We start from the raw sequence: 18,732 nt of genomic DNA, 5'->3' as shown, positions 1-18,732 counted from the left end.
GAGGCGTATCGTAATCGCCGCTCTCCTAACACAGGAAACACCACCATGCTGAAGATCTGGGGCCGGCACAATTCCAGCAACGTGCGCAAAGTACTGTGGTGCGCGGAGGAGATCGGCCTGCCGTATGCGTCCATCGAAGTGGGCGGCGCGTTCGGCGGCACCCAGTCGCCGGAGTACCGCGCCATGAACCCCAACGGGCTGGTGCCGGTGATCGAAGACCACGGCCTGCCGCTGTGGGAGTCCAACACCATCGTGCGCTACCTGGCCGCGCGCTATGCGCTGGGCACGCTGTACCCGGAAGACGTGGTGGCACGCGCGCAGTCGGAGAAGTGGATGGACTGGACCACCTCGACGTTCGCCGGCACGTTCCGCGACCTGTTCTGGGGCACGCTGCGCACGGCACCGTCCGACCGCGACGAGGCCCGCATCGCTGCGGCGCTGGTGCGGTCGGGCGAATTGCTGGCGTTGGCGAACGACGCGCTCGCGCAGCAGCCATGGCTGTCCGGCGATGACTTCGCGATGGGCGATATTCCGCTCGGCGCATTCGCCTACGCGTGGTTCGAAATGCCGATCCAGCGGCCGGACCTGCCGCACCTGGCGGCGTGGTACGAACGGCTGAAGCAGCGCCCTGCGTACCAGCGTGGTGTCATGACCGCGTTGACCTGATCCGCGTGCCTCACGTGTATGGACCAACGGTCCATACCTGCCGGGGCGGTATCCATGCGAGGCAGGTGCGGACCGTGGGTCCGCACGCCGTCAATAAAGATCCGTCGGATCCACATCCAGCGACCAGCGCACCTTGCGCGCCTGCGGCAACGCGTGGATCTGCGGTGTGACCAGGTCCAGTACCGCGTGCAGCGGCCGTCGCGACGGGGCAGACAGCAGCAGCTGGGTGCGCTGGTAGCCGGCACGGCGCGGCATCGGGGCCGGCATCGGGCCATAGCGTTCCACCGCGATGTCATCGACGATCAGCTCACGCACCGCGGTCAGCATGGCGTTGGCATGCTCCACCTGCTGCGCCTCGGCACGCAGCAGCGCCAGGTGCGCGAACGGCGGGAAGCCGGCGGCCTCGCGCTGCTGCAGTTCGGCGTCGGCGAAGGCGTGGTAGCCGCCGTTGACCAGGGTGTCCAGCAATGGGTGACCCGGATGGTGGGTCTGCAGCCAGACCTCGCCGGCATCGGTGGCGCGGCCGGCGCGGCCGGCCACCTGGATCAACTGCTGGGCGAGCTTCTCGCTGGCACGGAAATCCGCCGAGAACAGGCCCTCGTCGATGCCCACCACCACCACCAGGGTCAGCTTGGGCAGGTCGTGGCCCTTGGCCAGGATCTGCGTGCCGACCAGGATGCCGGCGCGATCGCCAAGCGTGGCCAACTGGGTTTCCAGCGCGTCGCGGCGTTGGGTGGTGCCCCGGTCGATGCGGATCACCGGGTAGTCGGCGAAGGCCTCCGCCAGGCGCTCTTCCAGCCGTTCGGTACCGATGCCCTGTGGCTGCAGCGCCAGGCTGGCGCAGTCCGGGCAGGCCATGGGCGCCGGCTGGCGTGCGCCGCAGTGGTGGCACTGCAGGCGCCGCCCGCCGGCGTGCACGGTCATCGGCGCGTCGCAGCGCCTGCACGGCGCGGTCCAGCCGCAGTCGTGGCACAACAGCACCGGTGCGTAGCCCCGGCGGTTCTTGAACACCAGGACCTGGTGGCCTGCCTGCAGATGCTGGGCGATGCCGTCCATCACCTCGGGCGACAACCCGTCCTTCAACGGGCGCTTGCGCACATCCAGCACCCGCACCTGCGGCGGCCGCGCCTCGCCCGCGCGCTGCTTCAGGCGCAGGTGCGTGTAACGGCCAGCGCGCGCATTGTGCAGCGACTCGAGCGACGGCGTGGCGCTGCCCAGCACCACCGGCACGTCCAGTGCCTTGGCGCGCACCAGCGCGAAGTCACGTGCGTGGTAGCGGATGCCGTCCTGCTGCTTGTAACTGCCGTCGTGCTCTTCGTCGATGACGATCAGCCCGGCGTTGGGCAAGGGGGTGAACACCGCCGAGCGGGTGCCGACGATCACCTGTGCCTCGCCCCGCGCGGCGGCCGCCCATACCCGCGCGCGCTCGTTGTCGTTGAGGCCCGAATGCAGCACATGCACCGGTATGCCGAGACGGGTGCGGAAGCGCGCCAGCGTCTGCGGTGTCAGGCCGATCTCGGGCACCAGCACCAGCGCCTGCCGCCCGCGTGCCAGGCAGGCCACGATGGCCTGCAGGTACACCTCGGTCTTGCCGCTGCCGGTGACGCCGTCGAGCAGGAACGCACCGAAGCCGGGGCTGGCCGTGATCGCTGCAATGGCAGCCGATTGTTCGGGGTTGGGCGTGGGACCGGGACGGATGCCGGGCACCGCGGCGCTGTGCGCCAGCGCGATGCGCTCGACCAGCCCGCGTTTGGCCAGGGCACGGGCGGCGCTGCGCCAGTCCTCCATGACCTCGTCCAGGGCGTCCTCGTCCAGCCCGCCGTCCACCAGCAGCCCGGCAACGCGCTGCGGCCGCGTGCCTGCCCGAAGGCGCGCACGCTGCTCGTGCCCGGCGGCGGTCAGCTGCCACCCCCAGCGGTGGGTGTCGGCCACCGGTTCGCCGCGGCGCAGCGGACCGGGCAGGGCGGTGCTGACCACCTCACCCAGCGGCGCGTGTGTGTAGCGCGCCAGCCACTGCAGCGAACGCCACAGCTCGCCGGCCAGCAGCGGTGCGTCGTCCAGCCAGGCCAGCGCGGCGCGCAGGGCGTTGCCGTCGGCTACCGTGCCGATACCGGCAACTACCCCGACCAGCTCGCGCGACCCGAACGGCACCCGCACCCGGCGGCCCACCATGCCGGCATGCGGCGGTTCGCCCGGGGGCGGCGCATAGTCGAACCACTGCGGCAGCGGGAGGGGCAGGGCGACCTGCAGGCTGGCGGCATCCGGAAATGGGGCCGGAGCGGTTTCCAGGGTCAGCGGGGGGGCTGGATCGGGGGGCAGCATCGGTCCAGTGTAGCGGTCGGGCACCCGCCTGTTCAGCGCATGGAATCTATCGCCGGGCCGGCAGACGGAACCTAAATAGCGGCTAAATATCTGTGTGGAAGGGAGATTCAGTCTTATCCACATCTTCTGTGGATAAGTCTGTGTGCCAGTGTCGAACTCTGAGCTGTTTGTCAGGGCATTCCGTACTGGAGGCTGGGTTGGTCAAAAAATAGCCACACAATAAAAATGATATAAATCAACTAGATGGCTGTGAAACAAAGCTGACACATGCATGACCCCTGCTTCACACCCGGTTTTCTGCCGTTTTTGTTGGTGCTGTGCACAACCTGCGCGGCGGCCATACGGTTGACGGGTGGATCGTCTTCACGGACCACCCACATTGGCACGCCCGACTGATGGCGCAATCGCTATCATTTCTGCAAATGATGGAGTTGCTATGACGGCTGCGAACGCCCCTGTTTCCACTACCGCAGCCGGCGCGCTGTCCGCCTTCCTGCGCGGCGTTGAACGCCGTGCCCTGGTCGTGGCCGAGCTGCAATGCGGCGACCCCACCCTTGCCGAGCAGGCGCTGGTGGCGGTGATGCGTGCCTTTGCCGGGATCGCCAGCGATGTGCCGATGGCCCAGTGGCCGGACCGGTTCTGGATCCTGCTGGCCCACCGCAATCCGATCCGGGTGCCGGCGGCCGGCGGTGTGTGGTCCCCCGGCCTGGCGCACCTGCCCACGCTGTCACCGCCGGCCCGGCTGGCCCTGTTGCTGCGCATCGGTGGTGGCTTGGACGAAGCGGCTGCCGCGCAGATCCTCGACATGCCGGTGGCCGAGTACCAGCAGGCGCTGGCCGAGGCCTGCCCGCGCGACGCCCATGGCCAGCCGGATGCGGCCGGCTGGCGGGCGCTGGCCGAACAGGTGCAGCAGCGCCTGCGCGACCTGCCTGCGGCGCGCCTGCAACGCCTGCACCAGCCGGCCCCCGCGCCGGCCCCGGGCAAGGACGCGACCTCCTGGCGGGCGCCTGCGGCACCCGAGGCCGCGGCGCGGCGCAGCGCGGCCCGTGGCCGCAGTCGCCGCCCGCTGTGGCGCGGCCTGCTCATCCTGGTCGTCACCACGGGCGTGCTGCTGGGCGGCGCGGCATGGTGGAAACACCAGCGTCAGGCACCGGATCCGGCGGCCAGCGTGCCCGACGGGGCGGTGTCCACCGACAATCCGGTCCAGGTCGAGGCGTTGTCGGATGACGATGTGCCCGTGGCGGCGCCCGCCGACCCGGTCCATGCGGCCAGCGATGCGGCGATGCTGGCCGACCCCGAGCTGACCCTGGCCCGCGATGCCGATCTGTATGCCTGGTTCGCCGCCGGTGGCCCGGTGCCGGTCGACGAGTCGCAGCCGCAGCCCAGCCGCCCCGAACCCGCCACCGCCGGCCTGGAGACGGCTGCCGCCGATGAATAAGTCGATCCTGTTGCTTGCCTTGGGCCTGGCCGGCGCCGCGCAGGCCGCGCCACAGCCGCTGCCCGCACCGGTGTCCGTCCCGACCCCGACCACCGCGCCGGCGATTCCCGCCACTGCCGCCGCGCTCGACCCGGCGCAGCTGCGCGAGCTGCGCAGCCGCTATGCGCAGTGGCAGGCGCTGCCCGAGTCCGAGCGCGCCCGCATCCGCGAGGCGGCCCGCCGTGTGGCCGCGCTGCCGGCCGCGCAGCAGCAGACCCTGCGCGCCACCTTCAACGAACAGGACCAGCGCTTCCGCGACGGCTGGCTGCTGGGGCCGCAGCTTGGCCAGCTGTTCCCCAAGCTGCAGGGCCTGTTCGGCTTCCTGCCCGCCGAGCAGCGTGAGCCGGCCCTGGCGGTGCTGCGCCAACTCAACGTGGACCAGCTGGCCCAGCTCACGCTGGTGGCCCAGCGCACCCCACCGCAGGAACGCGACCAGGTGCGCAACCAGTTCCTGGCGTTGGCCCCCGCCGGGCGTGATGCGTGGTTGCGCGAGCACGTGGGGCACTGAGTACAGGCGCGACCGCGCATTTACCCGCGGTCGTGGGTTTTGCCACGCCGCGCGCGTAAGATGACCGGCCGCAACCCGGTGCCTGTGCCCTCCGCGCGCTGCCGTAGTTGCCGTCCGTGATCCCATGTCTACCGCTACCTCCACGCCGCGCCTCTCCCGGGAAGTGCGCGCCACCGGCCTGCTCGCGCTGCCGCTGGTCCTGGGCCATATCTCCACCGGCCTGATCTCCTTCGTCGACAACGTCATCGCGGGCCACCACGGCACCCAGACGCTGGCGGCCGTCACCATCGGCACCGCGCTGCTGTGGCTGCCGATGCTGATCCCGATCGGCACGTTGATCTCGCTCACCGCCTCGGTGTCGCAGCTGCACGGCGCGGGCCGCGAGCGCGAGATCGGCCCGCTGTTCCGCCAGGCCCTGTGGCTGGCGCTGGGGCTTGGGCTGATCATGTTCACCTTCCTCACGGTGGTGCCGCCGCTGCTGCCGGCGTTCGGCATCGCCCCGGACATCGTGCCGGGCGCGACCGGGTTCCTGCACGCGGTGCGCTGGGGCGGCCCGGCGCTGACCCTGTACTTCTGCATGCGCTATCTCAGCGAAGGCATGCACTGGACGCTGCCGACCATGCTGCTGGGCTTCGGCGGCCTGCTGGTGCTGGCGCCGCTCGGCTATGTGCTGTGCTACGGCAGGCTGGGCTTCCCTGAAATGGGCGCCGAAGGCCTGGGTATCGCCTCGGCCACCATGATGTGGATCCAGGCGCTGTGTTTCGCGGGCTACCTGTGGAAGACCAAGCGGTTCGCGCATCTGGAGCTGTTCTCGCACCTGGAGCTGCCGCGCTGGTCGGCCATCTGGGACCTGCTGCGCACCGGCCTGCCGATCGGCATCACCGTACTGATGGAAGGCGGTCTGTTCATCGTGACCGCGCTGCTGATCGGCCGCCTGGGCGCGACCGAAGCGGCGTCGCACCAGATCGCCATCAACGTGGCCCAGCTGTGCTTCATGATCCCGATGGGCGTGGCCGAGGCCACCACCGTGCGCGTGGGTCATGCGGTGGGTCGCGGCAATGGGCTTGGCGTGCGCCGAGCGGCCATCGCCGGGCTGGTGATCATCCTGGGCACGCAGACGCTGTCTGCCGCAGTGCTGCTGTTCGGGCACGACGCCATCGTGGGGGTCTACACCGCCGACATGGGCGTGGCCGCGCTGGCATCGACCCTGCTGCTGTATGCGGCCGCCTTCCAGTTCCCCGACGGTATCCAGGTGTTGTCGGCCGGCGCACTGCGCGGGCTGAAGGACACCCGCGTGCCCATGTTCATCGCCATGTTCTCGTACTGGGGCCTGGGCATGCCGCTCGGCGCCGGGCTCGGCCTGGGCCTGGGCATGGGCCCGCAGGGCATGTGGCTGGGCCTCATCCTCGGTCTGACCGCCGCGGCGATCCTGATGGCATGGCGGCTGCATGTCAGCAGCCGACGTGTCGGAAACAGCCTCACCACGGCTGCCTGACGACCCCCTGACTTGTGTCCGATGCCGGGGCCTCCGGCACCGGCTATGCTGGTACCACGGCAAGATGCCAACTGGAGTTTTCCCCATGAACCAACCCGCGCGTCGCAACCCCGTGGCCAGCTTCTTCACCGGGCTGTGGGATGTGATGAACTTTACCCGCAGGCTGATCCTCAACCTGCTGTTCTTCGGCTTCCTGTTCCTGGTGCTGGTGCTGTTCGTCATTGCGATGGGCAAGGGCGCCAGTGCCGGCAAGGCGCTGGAGGACCGCACCACGCTGGTCATTGCGCCGGAAGGCCGGCTGGTCGAACAGTTCAGTGCCGACCCGGTCAGCCGCGCGCTGGCCAAGGCCGTGGGCGACAACAGCGCCGATGAAGTGCAGCTGCGCGATCTGGTGCGCGCGCTGGAGGCGGCACGTCAGGACAAGAAGATCGAGCGCGTGGTGCTGCAGCTGGACAAGCTGCAGCCCAGTGGCTTCGCTTCGATGCGTGAAGTGGCGGCGTCGCTGCAGGAGCTGCGCGCGTCGGGCAAGCAGATCGTGGCCTACAGCGACAACATGAGCCAGTGGCAGTACCTGCTGGCCGCGCAGGCCAACGAGATCTACCTGGACCCGATGGGGGGCGTGGTGCTGGAAGGCCTGGGCCGTTACCGCCAGTATTTCCGCACCGGCCTGCAGGACAAGCTGGGCGTTGACGTGCACCTGTTCAAGGTGGGCGAGTACAAGTCCGCGGCCGAGCCGTACGTGCTGGACGCGGCGTCGCCCCAGGCCAAGGAAGCGGACCTGTTCTGGATGAACGATGTGTGGCAGCGCTACCTGGGCGATATCGCCAAGGCACGCAAGCTCGACGCCGCGCAGCTGGCCGCCGGCATCGACACCCTGCCTGAAGGCATCGCCGCTGCCGGTGGCGACCTGGCCAAGTTCGCGCTGCAGCAGAAGCTGGTGGACGGCCTGAAGACCCGCGAGGAAGTCGAGGACCTGCTGGCCGATCGCGGCGTGGCGGACGAAGACGCCGACGGCGGTTTCCGCAGCATCAACCTGGACGGTTACCTGTCCCAGCTCGACGGCCGTCGTTCGCCGGTGGATTCGCGTCCGCAGGTGGCGGTGGTGGTGGCGTCCGGCGAAATCGCCGGTGGTGACCTGCCGGCCGGCCGCGTGGGCGGCGAATCGACCTCTGCGCTGCTGCGCGAAGCGCGCGACGACAAGGACGTGAAGGCGGTGGTGCTGCGTGTGGATTCGCCCGGCGGTGAAGTGTTCGCCTCCGAGCAGATCCGTCGCGAAGTGGTCGCGCTGAAGGCCGCCGGCAAGCCGGTGGTGGTGTCGATGGGCGACCTGGCCGCCTCCGGTGGTTACTGGATCAGCATGAACGCCGATCGCATCTACGCCGACCCGTCGACCATCACCGGGTCGATCGGCATCTTCGGCATGATCCCCAACCTCTCGCGTTCGCTGGACAAGATCGGCGTGCACACCGATGGCGTGGGCACCACCCGCTTCGCCGGTGCCTTCGACATCACCCGTCCGATGGACCCGGCCGTGGGCCAGGTCATCCAGTCGGTGATCAACAAGGGCTACGCCGACTTCACCGGCAAGGTCGCCGATGCACGCAACAAGCCGGTCGAGGCCGTGGACGAAGTGGCGCGTGGCCGCGTCTGGAGTGGCGCGCAGGCCAAGGAGCGCGGTCTGGTCGATGCGTTCGGTGGGCTGAAGGCCGCCGTTGCCGACGCCGCCAACCGCGCCAAGCTGGGCGGCCCGGACAAGGTGCGCGTGCGCTACATCGAGAAGCCCGCCACGCCGTTCGCACAGTTCCTCAGCGGCTTCGCCGGCTCCCATGCCGGTGCGTGGATGCTGGGCGAATCGGGCATGGCGCGGATGATGCTGGCCCGCTCGATGCCGGAAGTGGACACCCAGCTGCGCTTCGTCGAAGACGCCGCCCGCGATCCGCGCGGCAGCGCGCCCGTAAAGGCGCTGGCGTACTGCTTCTGCGGCTTCTGATGACGCACGATCACCACCAACGGTGGTGATCTACCGCACATCCGGCCCGGTAGGTCACCACCGTGGGTGGTGACGCGCTTCAACAAAGAACCCGGCCAAGGCCGGGTTTTTTTGTTGCGCTGCGCGCCGGGTCAGAGAATTGCCTGGAGCCCCTTGTCAGCGATGATGTTCAGAAGCTTGAGTGCCGGACCGGTGGGGTGCGTCTCACCCTGTTCCCACTTGCGAACCGTCGACGCTGAGGTGTGCAGATGAAGTGCAAATACGGGCTGGCTGAACCTCAGGCCTTCGCGCAGGCGCTTGATGTCAGTTGCACTGAACTCACGAACGGAGGGGGGGCACAGGGAATCGAATTCACGCATCGTGACTTTGTTGATCGCTCCCGCCTCGTAAAGAGCAGCAAAGTCGTCACGCAGTGATTGAATAATCTTGCTCACATCGCACCTCCAATAGAACGCCAACCCGAAGCGCCTTCGCCAGCGCTGCTGGACTTAGCTCCAGTAACGTTGTGCCGGCGAACTGAAGCGCTTGCTTCTCTTCCTGCGTGATGTTCGCCTTGTCGCTCTTGGAGAATCCGTGCAGAAACACATAGCGCTTACCGATCCGGGCCGAAAGCAGGGTTCGGTAGCCGTCGCGCTTGCCACCACCGGGCCGCGCCACTCGCTTCTCAAGTCGACGTCGCGACATGCTGACTGGTTACGGCGTGATCTACCGGCCCGATTCGGCGTCGTCCACAGCACTGGTATCCGGCGCCTTCTCCAGCGTGTCGCGGGCAGCCTTGGCTTTGTCCAGCGGCTGCTGCATGGCGTCGCGCAGCGCGGTGGCCTGCGGCTCCGGCGGTTTGTCCGGGGCCGGGGGCACGGGGCGGCTGCAGCCGCTCAACGCGAGCAGGCCCACCAATGGCAGGGCAATACGAATGAACATGGCAACCTCGCAGGCACAGCCCAAGGGAAGCGCAGTGTCGCACCGCTGCTCCACCCGATGTGTGATGGCGTGCGCCACACTCGCATGCGGGCTATCCTGCCCGCAGCGCAGGGCACGGTGCCCTGCACACGGTGACGGGGCAGTGCCCCACGGCAGGAGAAACAGGTGAGCGCGCAGCGTTGGCGACTGGATGGACAGACCGCATTGATCACCGGTGCCAGTGCCGGGATTGGCCTTGCGATCGCCCGCGAACTGTTGGGCTTCGGTGCCGACCTGCTGATCGTCGGCCGCGATGCCGACGCACTGGAGGTGGCCCGCGATGAGCTGGCCGACGCCTTCCCCGACCGCGAGATCCATGGGCTGTCGGCGGACGTGTCCGATGACGAGGACCGCCGCGAGATCCTGGATTGGGTGGAAGACCACAGCGACGGGCTGCACCTGCTGATCAACAATGCCGGCGGCAACATCAGCAAGCCGGCCACCGAATACACCGAAGACGAATGGCGCGGAATCTTCGAGACCAACCTGTTCTCGGCCTTTGAACTGTCGCGTTACGCGCATCCGCTGCTGGCGCGGCACGCCGCGTCGGCCATCGTCAACGTAGGCAGCGTGTCCGGCCTGACCCATGTGCGCAGTGGCGCGGTCTACGGCATGACCAAGGCGGCCATGCACCAGATGACCCGCAACCTGGCGGTGGAGTGGGCCGAGGACGGCATCCGCGTCAACGCGGTAGCACCGTGGTACATCCGTACCCGGCGGACCTCTGGTCCCTTGTCGGACCCGGACTACTACGAGCAGGTGATCGATCGCACGCCGATGCGCCGTATTGGTGAGCCCGAGGAAGTGGCTGCCGCCGTGGGCTTCCTGTGCCTGCCGGCGGCCAGCTACGTCACCGGCGAATGCATCGCCGTGGACGGCGGGTTTCTAAGGTACGGGTTCTAACCCGTAACGGGTAGGTGCGGATCGTTGGTCCGCACGCGCTACTGCGGTACCGCGCAATTGCTGTCCGACAGTACCGCCTGCAGGCGCGTACGCTCGGTGCTGGCGGCGGCCAGGCTGTCCGGCGATGCGAAGCGCTCGCGGCCGCGGGCGTCGCGGAAGCGTTGCTGCCAGGCGCTGCAGCGCTGATCCTCGGGCAGCGGTTGGCAATCGTCGCGGATCACTTCGCAGCTGGCCGCATTGACCGGCGTCACGCCCCCCAACCCGGTGACCGACATCAGCTCGCAATGCGGCGGCGCCGGCTCACGCTCGTGCAGGTAGCGGCCGCCATCGCGGCCCTGGCACTGGTAGATGTCCGGCAACGGGGGCTTGTCCGACGCACCGGTCGTGCTGACATCGCCAGGCTTGGGCAGGGTGGCACTGTCGAGGATCGCGGTGCCGGCGGGAGTCTGGTAGGCCTCGGAGATCATGCGTTCCATCGGCTGCGCCTTGCCCGGCACCTGCGGCGGCAGCGCGGCCGGCGCGGGGCGCTGCACTGGCGGTGCCGGCGCTGCGGGTGGCGTGGGCGTGGCGCTGGTGGACACCGACACTTCCGTGCGCGAAGGGGCTGCATCCATGCGCTGGATGACCTGGTGGCTGCCGGCCGGACAGGGCTTGCCCTGCACCGTCACGTTGTCGTCCGCATCGGTGCAGCGGAACACGATCGCGTCGTCGGCCATCGCCGGGAACGCCACGCACAGCAACAGGAGCCACCAGGGTTTCATTGGCGCAGGATACAACGGGACCGCTACCGGCAGTCGCGATCCAGCCGTGCATCGATGCCGCGCTGCTCGCGGTTGATGGCGTCGCGCTCGCCCTGCAGCGCGTTGTTGTAGCGACGACCGAGTTCCCAGCGGCGGTCGCGCAGGATCGAACAGACCTCGTTGGCCGGCAGCGCGTGGCACTGGTCGCGGACCAGCACGTTGCCGGCGGGAATCACCACGTCCTGGTAGGTGCCTGGATATGCAGAGCCCTCGCTCTGCCACTGCGAGCTGCCACCGCCGACCGTCAGGCTGCCGCCCACCCGCGAGCCGCCGCCGGAGACCGTGAGCGAGCCGCCGCTGGACGCCACCGAGCCACTGCCGCTGCCCATCGGCATGATCGGCGGCAGCGGGCGTGGCCCGGAATGACCGCCGCCGTGACCGCCGCCGGCCCCGCGTCCGGGCAGCCAGGCGCTGGTCCACACCGATACCCAGCGTGGATTGCCTTCGCTGGTATCGCTGGTATAGCGGCTCCCATCGTCGCGGATGCACTCGTAGATGGGTTGCGGCGGTTGCACGTGGACGTAGCGCACCTCACGTTCGGCCGGTGCCGCCGCGGGCGTGGCCGGGTCGCGGTCGCTGCGCACGACCCGCGGCGCAGGATCGCGCGGGCGTTGCATCTCGCGCACTTCCTGGCGTCCGTCGCGGCAGGGGGCGTCCTGCAGCGACACGGTGCCAGTGCTGCCTACGCAGCGATAGATGCGCACGCTGCCTGTGTCCTGGGCAGCGAGCGGCGCGCTGCCACACAGCAGCAACAGGATCAGCCAGGGAGCAGTGGGTCGGCGCATGGGGCCAGTGTGCGGCTTTGCCGGCGCGCGCGCAAAAGCAGCGCGCGCTGCCGCTCAGGTACGCAGGACCTGGCCGCTCAGCGCATCGCGGATCGGCGTGGGCTGCGCCAGGCCGCCGGTGGCTCCATCGATCAGGCCGTCCAGCAGGGGCAGCAGCGCCGGGTCGAGTTCGGCACGGGTGCGTGCCGGTGGCTTGCCTGCCAGGTTGGCACTGGTGGAGACCAGTGGGCCGCCCCACGCGCGGCAGAGTGCGGCCACCAGCGGGTGGGCACTGATCCGCACCGCGATGCCGCTGTGTTCGCCGGTGATCCAGCGCGGCGCGCGCGGGCCGGCCGGCAGGATCCAGGTATGCGCGCCCGGCCAACTGGCCAGCACATCGGTCTGGCGCTCGGGCGGCAACGCGTGCAGCCGCACCCAGTCGTCCAGCTGGGACAGGTCGGCGGCGACCAGGATCATGCCTTTCTCGATCGGGCGCTGCTTGAGCCGCAGCAGCTTCATCACCGCCGCCTCATGGCCGGGATCGCAGCCCAGGCCCCAGACCGCTTCGGTGGGATACGCGATCACCCCGCCGGCGCGCAGCGCGGGCAGGGCGGTGTCCAGGGTGAGTTCGTTCATGACGGCAGCCGGTCCAGCATGGGCCTGCATTATCCGCCCGCGCCGCACGGCACCGCTACTGCGGGCCGCGGGCCGGCAATCCTCAGGCTTTCTTCGCCACGGTCTTCTTGGCGGCTTTCTTGGTGGTCTTCTTGGCCGCCGCCTTCTTGGTGGCTTTCTTGGCCGGTGCCTTTTTCGCCGCGGCCTTCTTCACCGGTTCAGCGGCTTCCTTCTTCACCGCGGCCTTCTTCACCGCCTTCTTCGCCACGACCTTCTTGGCGGCCTTCTTGCCGAAGCCCTTGCGCACCGGCTTGCCGGTTTCTTCCATGAACTGCTGCACTTCGGCGAAGGTCAGCGAGGCGGGCTCGCGGTCCTTGGGAATCTTGCCGTTCATCTTGCCGTCGCTCAGGTACGGGCCGAAGCGGCCGTTCAGCACCTGGATTTCGCTGCCCTCGAATTCCTTGATGATCCGGTTGCGTGCGATCTCTTCCTTCTCCTCGATCAGGAACACCGCGCGGGCCAGATCGATGGTGTAGGGGTCGTCTTCCTTCTTCAGCGAGGCGTAGGTGCTGCCGCGCTTGGCGAACGGGCCGAAGCGGCCGATGCCCACGCTGACATCCTCGCCCTTGTCCTCACCCAGCGCGCGCGGCATCAGGAACAGCTCCAGCGCGTCTTCCAGGTTGATGGTGTGCATCGACTGGCCGGGACGCAGCGAGGCGAACTTGGGCTTGTCCTCGGCGTCCTCGGCGGTGCTGCCGATGGCCGCGTAGGGCCCGAAGCGACCCAGGCGCACGCTCACCGGCTTGCCGGTCTTGGGGTCGGTGCCCAGCTCGCGGGCACCGCTGGCCTCGGCGCGATCGACCGATTCCTTCTTCTCTTCCACCAGCCGGTTGAACGGTTCCCAGAAGCGGGCCATCAACGGAATCCAGTCTTCCTCACCGCGCGACACCGCATCCAGCTCGTCTTCAAGCTTGGCGGTGAAGTCGTAGTCCACGTACTGGGTGAAGTGGCTGGACAGGAACTTGGAGACCGCGCGGCCCACGTCGGACGGGCGGAAGCTGCGACCTTCCATCTCCACGTACTTGCGGAACAGCAGGGTCTGGATGATCGACGAATAGGTCGACGGACGGCCGATGCCATATTCTTCCAGCGCCTTGACCAGCGCCGCTTCGGTGAAGCGCGGCGGCGGCTGGGTGAAGTGCTGATCGGCCACGATGCGGTCCAGCGGCACGCGGTCGCCTGGCTGCATCGCCGGCAGCTTGCGGCCTTCGTCGTCATCCTCGGCGCTCTTGTTGTCCTTGCCTTCTTCGTAGACGGCAAGGAAGCCGGGCACCACAACGGTGGTGCCGCTGGCCCGGAACACGTGCTCGCTGCCGGCCGACAGGTCCACGCTGACGGTGTTGAGCGTGGCCGGAATCATCTGGCTGGCCACCGCGCGCTTCCAGATCAGCTCGTACAGCTTGCGCTCGTCGTCGGTCAGGTAACGCGAGACCTGCGCCGGCGTGCGCAGTGCCGAGGTCGGGCGCACGGCTTCATGCGCTTCCTGGGCGTTCTTGGACTTGGTCTGGTAGGTGTTCGGCTTGTCCGGCAGCGCGGCAATGCCGTAGTCGCGGGCGATCACGTCGCGGATCTCGGCCAGCGCGTCCTGCGACAGGTTGACCGAGTCGGTACGCATGTACGAGATCAGGCCCACGGTGCCTTCTTCGTCGCCGATCGCCACGCCTTCATACAGCTTCTGCGCCACCTGCATGGTCTTGCGGGTGGTGAAGCCCAGCTTGCGCGAGGCTTCCTGCTGCAGCGTGGAGGTGGTGAACGGAGCCGCCGGGCGCCGCTTGCGCTCCTTGCTGGCCACGTCGGTGACGTGCAGGTTGCCCTGCGCGGCCTGCTGGATGCGCAGGCGGGCGGCCTCGGCGGTGTCGCCGTCGGTCACGGTGAACTGTTCGAACTTCTGACCGTCCAGCTTGATCAGGCGGGCATTGAAGTGCTGCGACGGGTGCGCGCACGCCGCGTCGATGCTCCAGTATTCGCGGGCGATGAAGGCTTCGATCTCTTCCTCGCGCTCCACGATCATGCGCAGCGCCGGGCTCTGCACGCGGCCGGCGGACAGCCCGCGCTGCACCTTGCGCCACAGCACCGGGGACAGGTTGAAGCCCACCAGGTAGTCCAGCGCGCGGCGCGCCTGCTGGGCGTCGACCAGGTCGCTGGCGATCTCGCGCGGCTGGCTCATGGCTTCCTTGATGGCGCGCGGGGTGATCTCGGTGAAGACCACGCGCTGCATCGGCTTGTCCTTGACCAGCCCGCGTTCCTTCAGGATCTCGGCGATGTGCCAGCTGATCGCTTCCCCCTCGCGATCCGGATCGGTCGCCAGGAAGATGTCGTCGGCGGTCTTGGCCGCCTTGGCGATCGCGTCGACGTGCTTCTCGTTCTTGTCGATCAGGTCGTAGCGCATCGCGAAGTTGTTGTCGGGGTCGACCGCGCCTTCCTTCGGGACCAGATCGCGCACATGCCCATACGAGGCCAGGACGGTGAAGTCCTTGCCGAGGTATTTGTTGATCGTCTTGGCCTTGGCGGGCGATTCGACGATGAGCAGGTGCTTGGGCATGTCTATTGAATTCTGTGGGCAGCAGCCCGGGAGAGGGCGCTAGGGTGGAGCAAATGGCCGCATTAGTGAAGGGCGGGCGTCGAATTCCATACGCTGAACGCCCGGTTATGCGCCGGGCGTTCAGTTTTTGCGCCTTGTAGAGGAATCACGCCGGAGCCGCTTGTGTCAAGCGGCCCTGTGTGAGGACCGGTCAGGACATGGACGCGGCGATGACCCCGAACATGGCGATCATCAGGCCGATCAGGCCCACGGTGAGCAGGCCGCCGATCACCAGGATCACGACGGTCGCCGTCCCGAGTTCGTGCCGCTGCAGGTGCGACTGCTCGGTGAAGGCCCAGCGGTCCACCACGACGGTGTCGCAGATCATGTCGTGCAGGGTCTGCTTGCGGTCGGTGAATGCGGCCATCAGATAGCCGATGCACAGGATCAGACCGCTGAGCATGGCCGCGAAGTACCGGCCAATGGCGCGCAGCACACTGATGCGCTCACCATCGGAACGCACCACCTTGATCCCGACCACCATCTTGCCCAGCGTGGCGCCGCCCTTCGACGAGTGGAACGCAGCGTAATAGGCCACGCCGATGCCGATACCGAGCAGCATGCCAACGCCCTGCGCGGCCATCTCGATGGCCGAACCGCTGGAGCCGCCGCTGGACATCGCGACCCCCAGCACTGCGCCGATGATGCCGCCGACGATTGCCGAGGTCACGGTCAACAACACGTAGTCGACCAGATAGGCGGCGACGCGCTTCCAGAACCCGGCATAGACCACTTCGCCGCCGCTGACCACGGACGAGCCGTAGCTGCCGGTAGCGCCCGGGGCGGTATAGGGCGAGTAGGTGCCCCCACCGGTGCCCGGCAATGGCGCGGTGCCGTTGTCGATGGCGGTGTAGTCACCGCGCAGGTCGAAGCCACTGCCCAGGTTGCTGGCGGCGCTGGTCAGGTTCTGCAGCTGCAGCTCTTCCACCGCTTCGGACAGCGCCTTCCACTCCCCGTAGCCCTCGCGCCATACCAGCGTGGTCAGGCTGATTTCCCCGCGCTGGAAGCGCTGGCGCAGTTCTTCAGCCATCAACGGACCCTGACGGTCCTGGCCATCGGCGTAATACCACTCAGTCATTGCGTACTTCCCCTTTTCATCCGTAATTTGAAGTGCGGCTCAGCCGCGGCACTGCGCCGGCATGTACTCGCTGTCGGCGTCGCTGCTGCAGGTCCATTCCTGGCGTTCAATGTCGTATTCGTACCACAGCATCTTGCCGTCCAGGGCGCGCTTGCCGGGCATGGAGAATTCAATTTCCACGCCGCACTTGCCTTCGCCGAAGCGACCGATGCGCACCGCACTCACGCCGTCGTTGGCGTAGGCATCAGAACTCAGGAAGCCGTCATCGCCATTGACCGGGCAACGGTTGTTCTCCTGGGCGAACACGGCCACCTGTGTCTTCAGCGGCGACAGGGTGCTCACCGCATTGACCAGTCTGGCGCGGTCGACGTACCCCTGGTAAGCGGGAATGGCAATGGCCGCCAGGATGGCGAACACCACCACGCACACCCCGGCCACGACCAGGCCGATGATCAGGCAACCGGAGGTCTTCTTCGGTGGGGGCGCGGCGGGGCGGGGATAGGACGGCCGCGGCGGCGCGGCAGGCTCCCGGGTTGGTACGTCGAAGCCCGGAATGCGCGGCGGCGCCGGGGCGACCGGCTCGACGATGGGGGGCGGGTTGAACTCCACCTCCGGGGCGGCACCCGTTGGCGGCGGCGGCGCGATCACCAGGCCGACCTCGTCGGCCACGCTGCGCAGTGGCTGCCACTGCGCCATGCCGTCGCGCCACACCAGCGTATCCAGCGCGATCCGGCTGGACTGGTACAGCGCAATCAACTCCTCAGACGTCAGCGGCCCACGCTGCTGACGGTTTCCTTCTGCATAGAACCACTGGCCCACGGTCCGCTCCTGAATGCGCTGGGCACTCAGTGTACGTTTAGTGAAGGGGTTCCGGTTCGTCTACGAACATTTGTGTTTCCATCCAGGCATAGGCCGCCTCGGCGCCCGGCTGGTTGAACAGCACCATCAGCACCACCCACTTGAGGTCGTCCAGGTCCAGTTCGTCCTGGTCCAGGGCCATGGCACGGTCCAGCACCAGCTCGCGCTGGTTGGCGTCCAGGATGCCGTGCTGCTCCAGGAACATCAGGAAACCGCGGCCTTCCACGTCAAGCTTGTCCAGCTCCGGGCCGTGGAAAATACGGACCGGGCCGTCAACGCGGGCCAGGGTGACGGCCGGGCGCTGTTCGGCCAAGGCATCGAGCCAGTCGAAGGCCTTGTTGATCTCGGTGGGGCTGAAGCCGGCCTGTATCAGGCTGTTCTGGAGGGTGTCGCGGTCGCGGACGATGTCCGCGTCTTCGCTGAAATAGTGTTCAAACAGGTACAACAGGACGTCCAGAATGCTCTCTTTCATTGCCCCTCGGCCTGCGTCATCGACGCTGTGGAGGTGAAGAAACTAGGGTTTTCGACAGTAGCGGCCATGGTTGGCGACCACCTTTCCATCCAGTTCCATGATCAGAAGCATGGCCGACAGCCGGGCCGCCGTCAATCCGCTGCGCTGGATCAATGAATCCATACAGGTTGGGTTGTCGTCCAGCGATTTCCACAAGCGCTGGTAGTCCGGGTCGGAGGAAGGCGGGACGCGTCCGCGTACTGTCCGTGCCTGTTCAGTGGGGGCGTCCAGGCGCGAACGCAAGTCCTTGCCCAGGCTGGCGGCCAGTCCGGCCAGGCCTTGGATCACCTCGTCGGGGTGTTCCACCAGTTGGGCACCCTCGCGGATCAGCCGGTGGCAGCCGCGGGCGCGCGGGTTGCGCACGGAGCCCGGCAGGGCGAAGACCTCCCGTCCGGCCTCGGCGGCCAGGCGGGCGGTGATCAGTGCGCCCGAACGCATCGCCGCCTCGATCACCAGGGTGCCCAGGGTCAGGCCGGCGACGATGCGGTTGCGGGCCGGAAACTGCCCGGGACGCGCTTGGGTGCCAGGCGGGTACTCGCTGACCACCGCACCGCGCGCGGCGATGCGCGCGTGCAGCGCCGCGTGCTGGGGCGGGTACGTCAGGTCAAGGCCCGTGGCCACCACCGCCACGGTGCGCCCGCCGGCGATCCCCAGCGCGGCCTGGTGGGCACGGGCATCAACGCCGGCGGCCAACCCGCTGACCACGCATAGCCCGCTGCGGGCCAGGCCGCCGGCGAACTCGCCGGCGAGCTCGGCACCACTGGGGGAGGGCGTGCGGCTGCCGACCACCGCTACACCGGGGTGCCACAGGGCGGTTGGGTCGCCCTGCACGAACAGGGCCAGCGGGGCCTGGTCCACGCGGGTCAGCAGGCTGGGGTAGTCATCGGATCCGATGGCCAGCAGGTGCCGGTCCGGCTGCGCCAGCCAGTGCAGGCCGTGGGCCAGGGTGGCGCGGTCGGGCAGGGCCAGCAGGGCCCGCTGTTCGGTGTTGCATCCCGCGGCGCGCCAGGCGCTGGGGCCGGCGCGCAGGGCCAGGGCGGGATCGTCGAAAGCGGCCAGCAGGGCGCGTCGTGGAGCCAGCGCACCGCCGGCCAGGACCAGGCGCAGCAGCGCCTCGGTGGAGGAGGGCAGGTCGTCGGGCATC

The 18,732-nt window shown here is 68.3% G+C and carries 18 protein-coding genes; 6 read left to right on the top strand and 12 right to left on the bottom strand.

The features are described from left to right. Positions 1-45: 45 nt before the first annotated feature. Positions 46-666 (top strand): glutathione S-transferase family protein, encoded by a 621-nt coding sequence (locus AC3ITN_RS17315; protein WP_489391305.1) that lies wholly within the window; start codon positions 46-48, stop codon positions 664-666. A 90-nt stretch (positions 667-756) separates the two neighbouring features. On the opposite strand, the gene AC3ITN_RS17310 is transcribed toward AC3ITN_RS17315, so the two are convergent. Beyond that, positions 757-3,012: a primosomal protein N' gene (locus AC3ITN_RS17310; protein ID WP_489391304.1), complete on the bottom strand. Its 2,256-nt coding sequence runs from the start codon at positions 3,010-3,012 to the stop codon at positions 757-759. 412 nt (positions 3,013-3,424) lie between these two features. On the opposite strand from AC3ITN_RS17310, the gene AC3ITN_RS17305 reads away from it, so the two are divergent. The 4 genes from AC3ITN_RS17305 to sppA all read left to right on the top strand — a co-directional run bounded on the left by AC3ITN_RS17305 (position 3,425) and on the right by sppA (position 8,458). Continuing rightward, positions 3,425-4,426, top strand: coding sequence for a hypothetical protein (locus AC3ITN_RS17305; RefSeq protein ID WP_313344474.1), 1,002 nt, complete (start codon positions 3,425-3,427; stop codon positions 4,424-4,426). After that, complete coding sequence (locus AC3ITN_RS17300) at positions 4,419-4,973, top strand: DUF3106 domain-containing protein (protein WP_489391303.1); 555 nt, start codon at positions 4,419-4,421, stop codon at positions 4,971-4,973. The genes AC3ITN_RS17305 and AC3ITN_RS17300 overlap by 8 nt, the downstream gene beginning before the upstream one ends. A gap of 124 nt (positions 4,974-5,097) precedes the next feature. Further along, entirely contained in the window at positions 5,098-6,468 is a 1,371-nt protein-coding gene (locus tag AC3ITN_RS17295) for an MATE family efflux transporter (protein WP_489391302.1), read from the top strand. Positions 6,469-6,553: 85 nt separating this feature from the next. Then, on the top strand, positions 6,554-8,458 hold the full coding sequence (gene sppA / locus AC3ITN_RS17290) for a signal peptide peptidase SppA (protein ID WP_489391301.1): 1,905 nt from the start codon (positions 6,554-6,556) through the stop codon (positions 8,456-8,458). Positions 8,459-8,589: 131 nt separating this feature from the next. Here sppA and AC3ITN_RS17285 read toward each other — a convergent pair whose 3' ends face one another. Genes AC3ITN_RS17285 through AC3ITN_RS17275 form a run of 3 tightly spaced genes read right to left on the bottom strand, consistent with a single transcriptional unit; the run spans position 8,590 to position 9,379 of the window. Next, the gene (locus AC3ITN_RS17285; protein ID WP_489391300.1) at positions 8,590-8,892 is read right to left on the bottom strand and encodes a helix-turn-helix domain-containing protein; all 303 of its coding nucleotides are present in this window, start codon (positions 8,890-8,892) and stop codon (positions 8,590-8,592) included. Then, entirely contained in the window at positions 8,864-9,142 is a 279-nt protein-coding gene (locus tag AC3ITN_RS17280; RefSeq protein WP_489391299.1) for a type II toxin-antitoxin system RelE/ParE family toxin, read from the bottom strand. The genes AC3ITN_RS17285 and AC3ITN_RS17280 overlap by 29 nt, the downstream gene beginning before the upstream one ends. A 21-nt stretch (positions 9,143-9,163) precedes the next feature. Then, on the bottom strand, positions 9,164-9,379 hold the full coding sequence (locus AC3ITN_RS17275; protein ID WP_489391298.1) for a hypothetical protein: 216 nt from the start codon (positions 9,377-9,379) through the stop codon (positions 9,164-9,166). Between the two features lie 165 nt (positions 9,380-9,544). Between AC3ITN_RS17275 and AC3ITN_RS17270 the strand changes: the two genes are divergently transcribed. Next, positions 9,545-10,321 carry an SDR family oxidoreductase gene (locus AC3ITN_RS17270; protein ID WP_313344489.1) on the top strand — a complete coding sequence of 259 codons (777 nt, stop codon included), beginning with the start codon at positions 9,545-9,547 and terminating at the stop codon, positions 10,319-10,321. Positions 10,322-10,359: 38 nt separating this feature from the next. Here AC3ITN_RS17270 and AC3ITN_RS17265 read toward each other — a convergent pair whose 3' ends face one another. The 8 genes from AC3ITN_RS17265 to dprA form a co-directional block, all read right to left on the bottom strand. Further along, on the bottom strand, positions 10,360-11,082 hold the full coding sequence (locus tag AC3ITN_RS17265; protein ID WP_313344492.1) for a hypothetical protein: 723 nt from the start codon (positions 11,080-11,082) through the stop codon (positions 10,360-10,362). A gap of 23 nt (positions 11,083-11,105) precedes the next feature. Beyond that, positions 11,106-11,906, bottom strand: coding sequence for a DUF4124 domain-containing protein (locus tag AC3ITN_RS17260; protein WP_313344495.1), 801 nt, complete (start codon positions 11,904-11,906; stop codon positions 11,106-11,108). Positions 11,907-11,960: 54 nt separating this feature from the next. Beyond that, a complete protein-coding gene (tsaC, locus tag AC3ITN_RS17255) occupies positions 11,961-12,551 on the bottom strand; it encodes an L-threonylcarbamoyladenylate synthase type 1 TsaC (RefSeq protein WP_313344498.1) in 591 nt (196 codons plus the stop codon). Between the two features lie 52 nt (positions 12,552-12,603). Continuing rightward, positions 12,604-15,102, bottom strand: a complete 2,499-nt coding sequence (locus AC3ITN_RS17250; RefSeq protein ID WP_489391297.1) for a DNA topoisomerase I — start codon at positions 15,100-15,102, stop codon at positions 12,604-12,606. Positions 15,103-15,292: 190 nt separating this feature from the next. Further along, positions 15,293-16,219, bottom strand: coding sequence for an RDD family protein (locus tag AC3ITN_RS17245; protein WP_489391296.1), 927 nt, complete (start codon positions 16,217-16,219; stop codon positions 15,293-15,295). 39 nt (positions 16,220-16,258) lie between these two features. Beyond that, positions 16,259-17,038 carry a GYF domain-containing protein gene (locus tag AC3ITN_RS17240; protein ID WP_489391295.1) on the bottom strand — a complete coding sequence of 260 codons (780 nt, stop codon included), beginning with the start codon at positions 17,036-17,038 and terminating at the stop codon, positions 16,259-16,261. 37 nt (positions 17,039-17,075) lie between these two features. Then, positions 17,076-17,549, bottom strand: a complete 474-nt coding sequence (locus AC3ITN_RS17235; RefSeq protein WP_313344508.1) for a DUF494 family protein — start codon at positions 17,547-17,549, stop codon at positions 17,076-17,078. Between the two features lie 42 nt (positions 17,550-17,591). Next, entirely contained in the window at positions 17,592-18,731 is a 1,140-nt protein-coding gene (dprA, locus tag AC3ITN_RS17230) for a DNA-processing protein DprA (protein WP_489391294.1), read from the bottom strand. Between the last annotated feature and the right edge of the window lies 1 nt (position 18,732).

The organism is Stenotrophomonas sp. KH_036_B (assembly GCF_057839485.1).
Note: the sequence above shows the minus strand (reverse complement) of the source record. Positions and strands in the feature narration are given on the sequence as shown.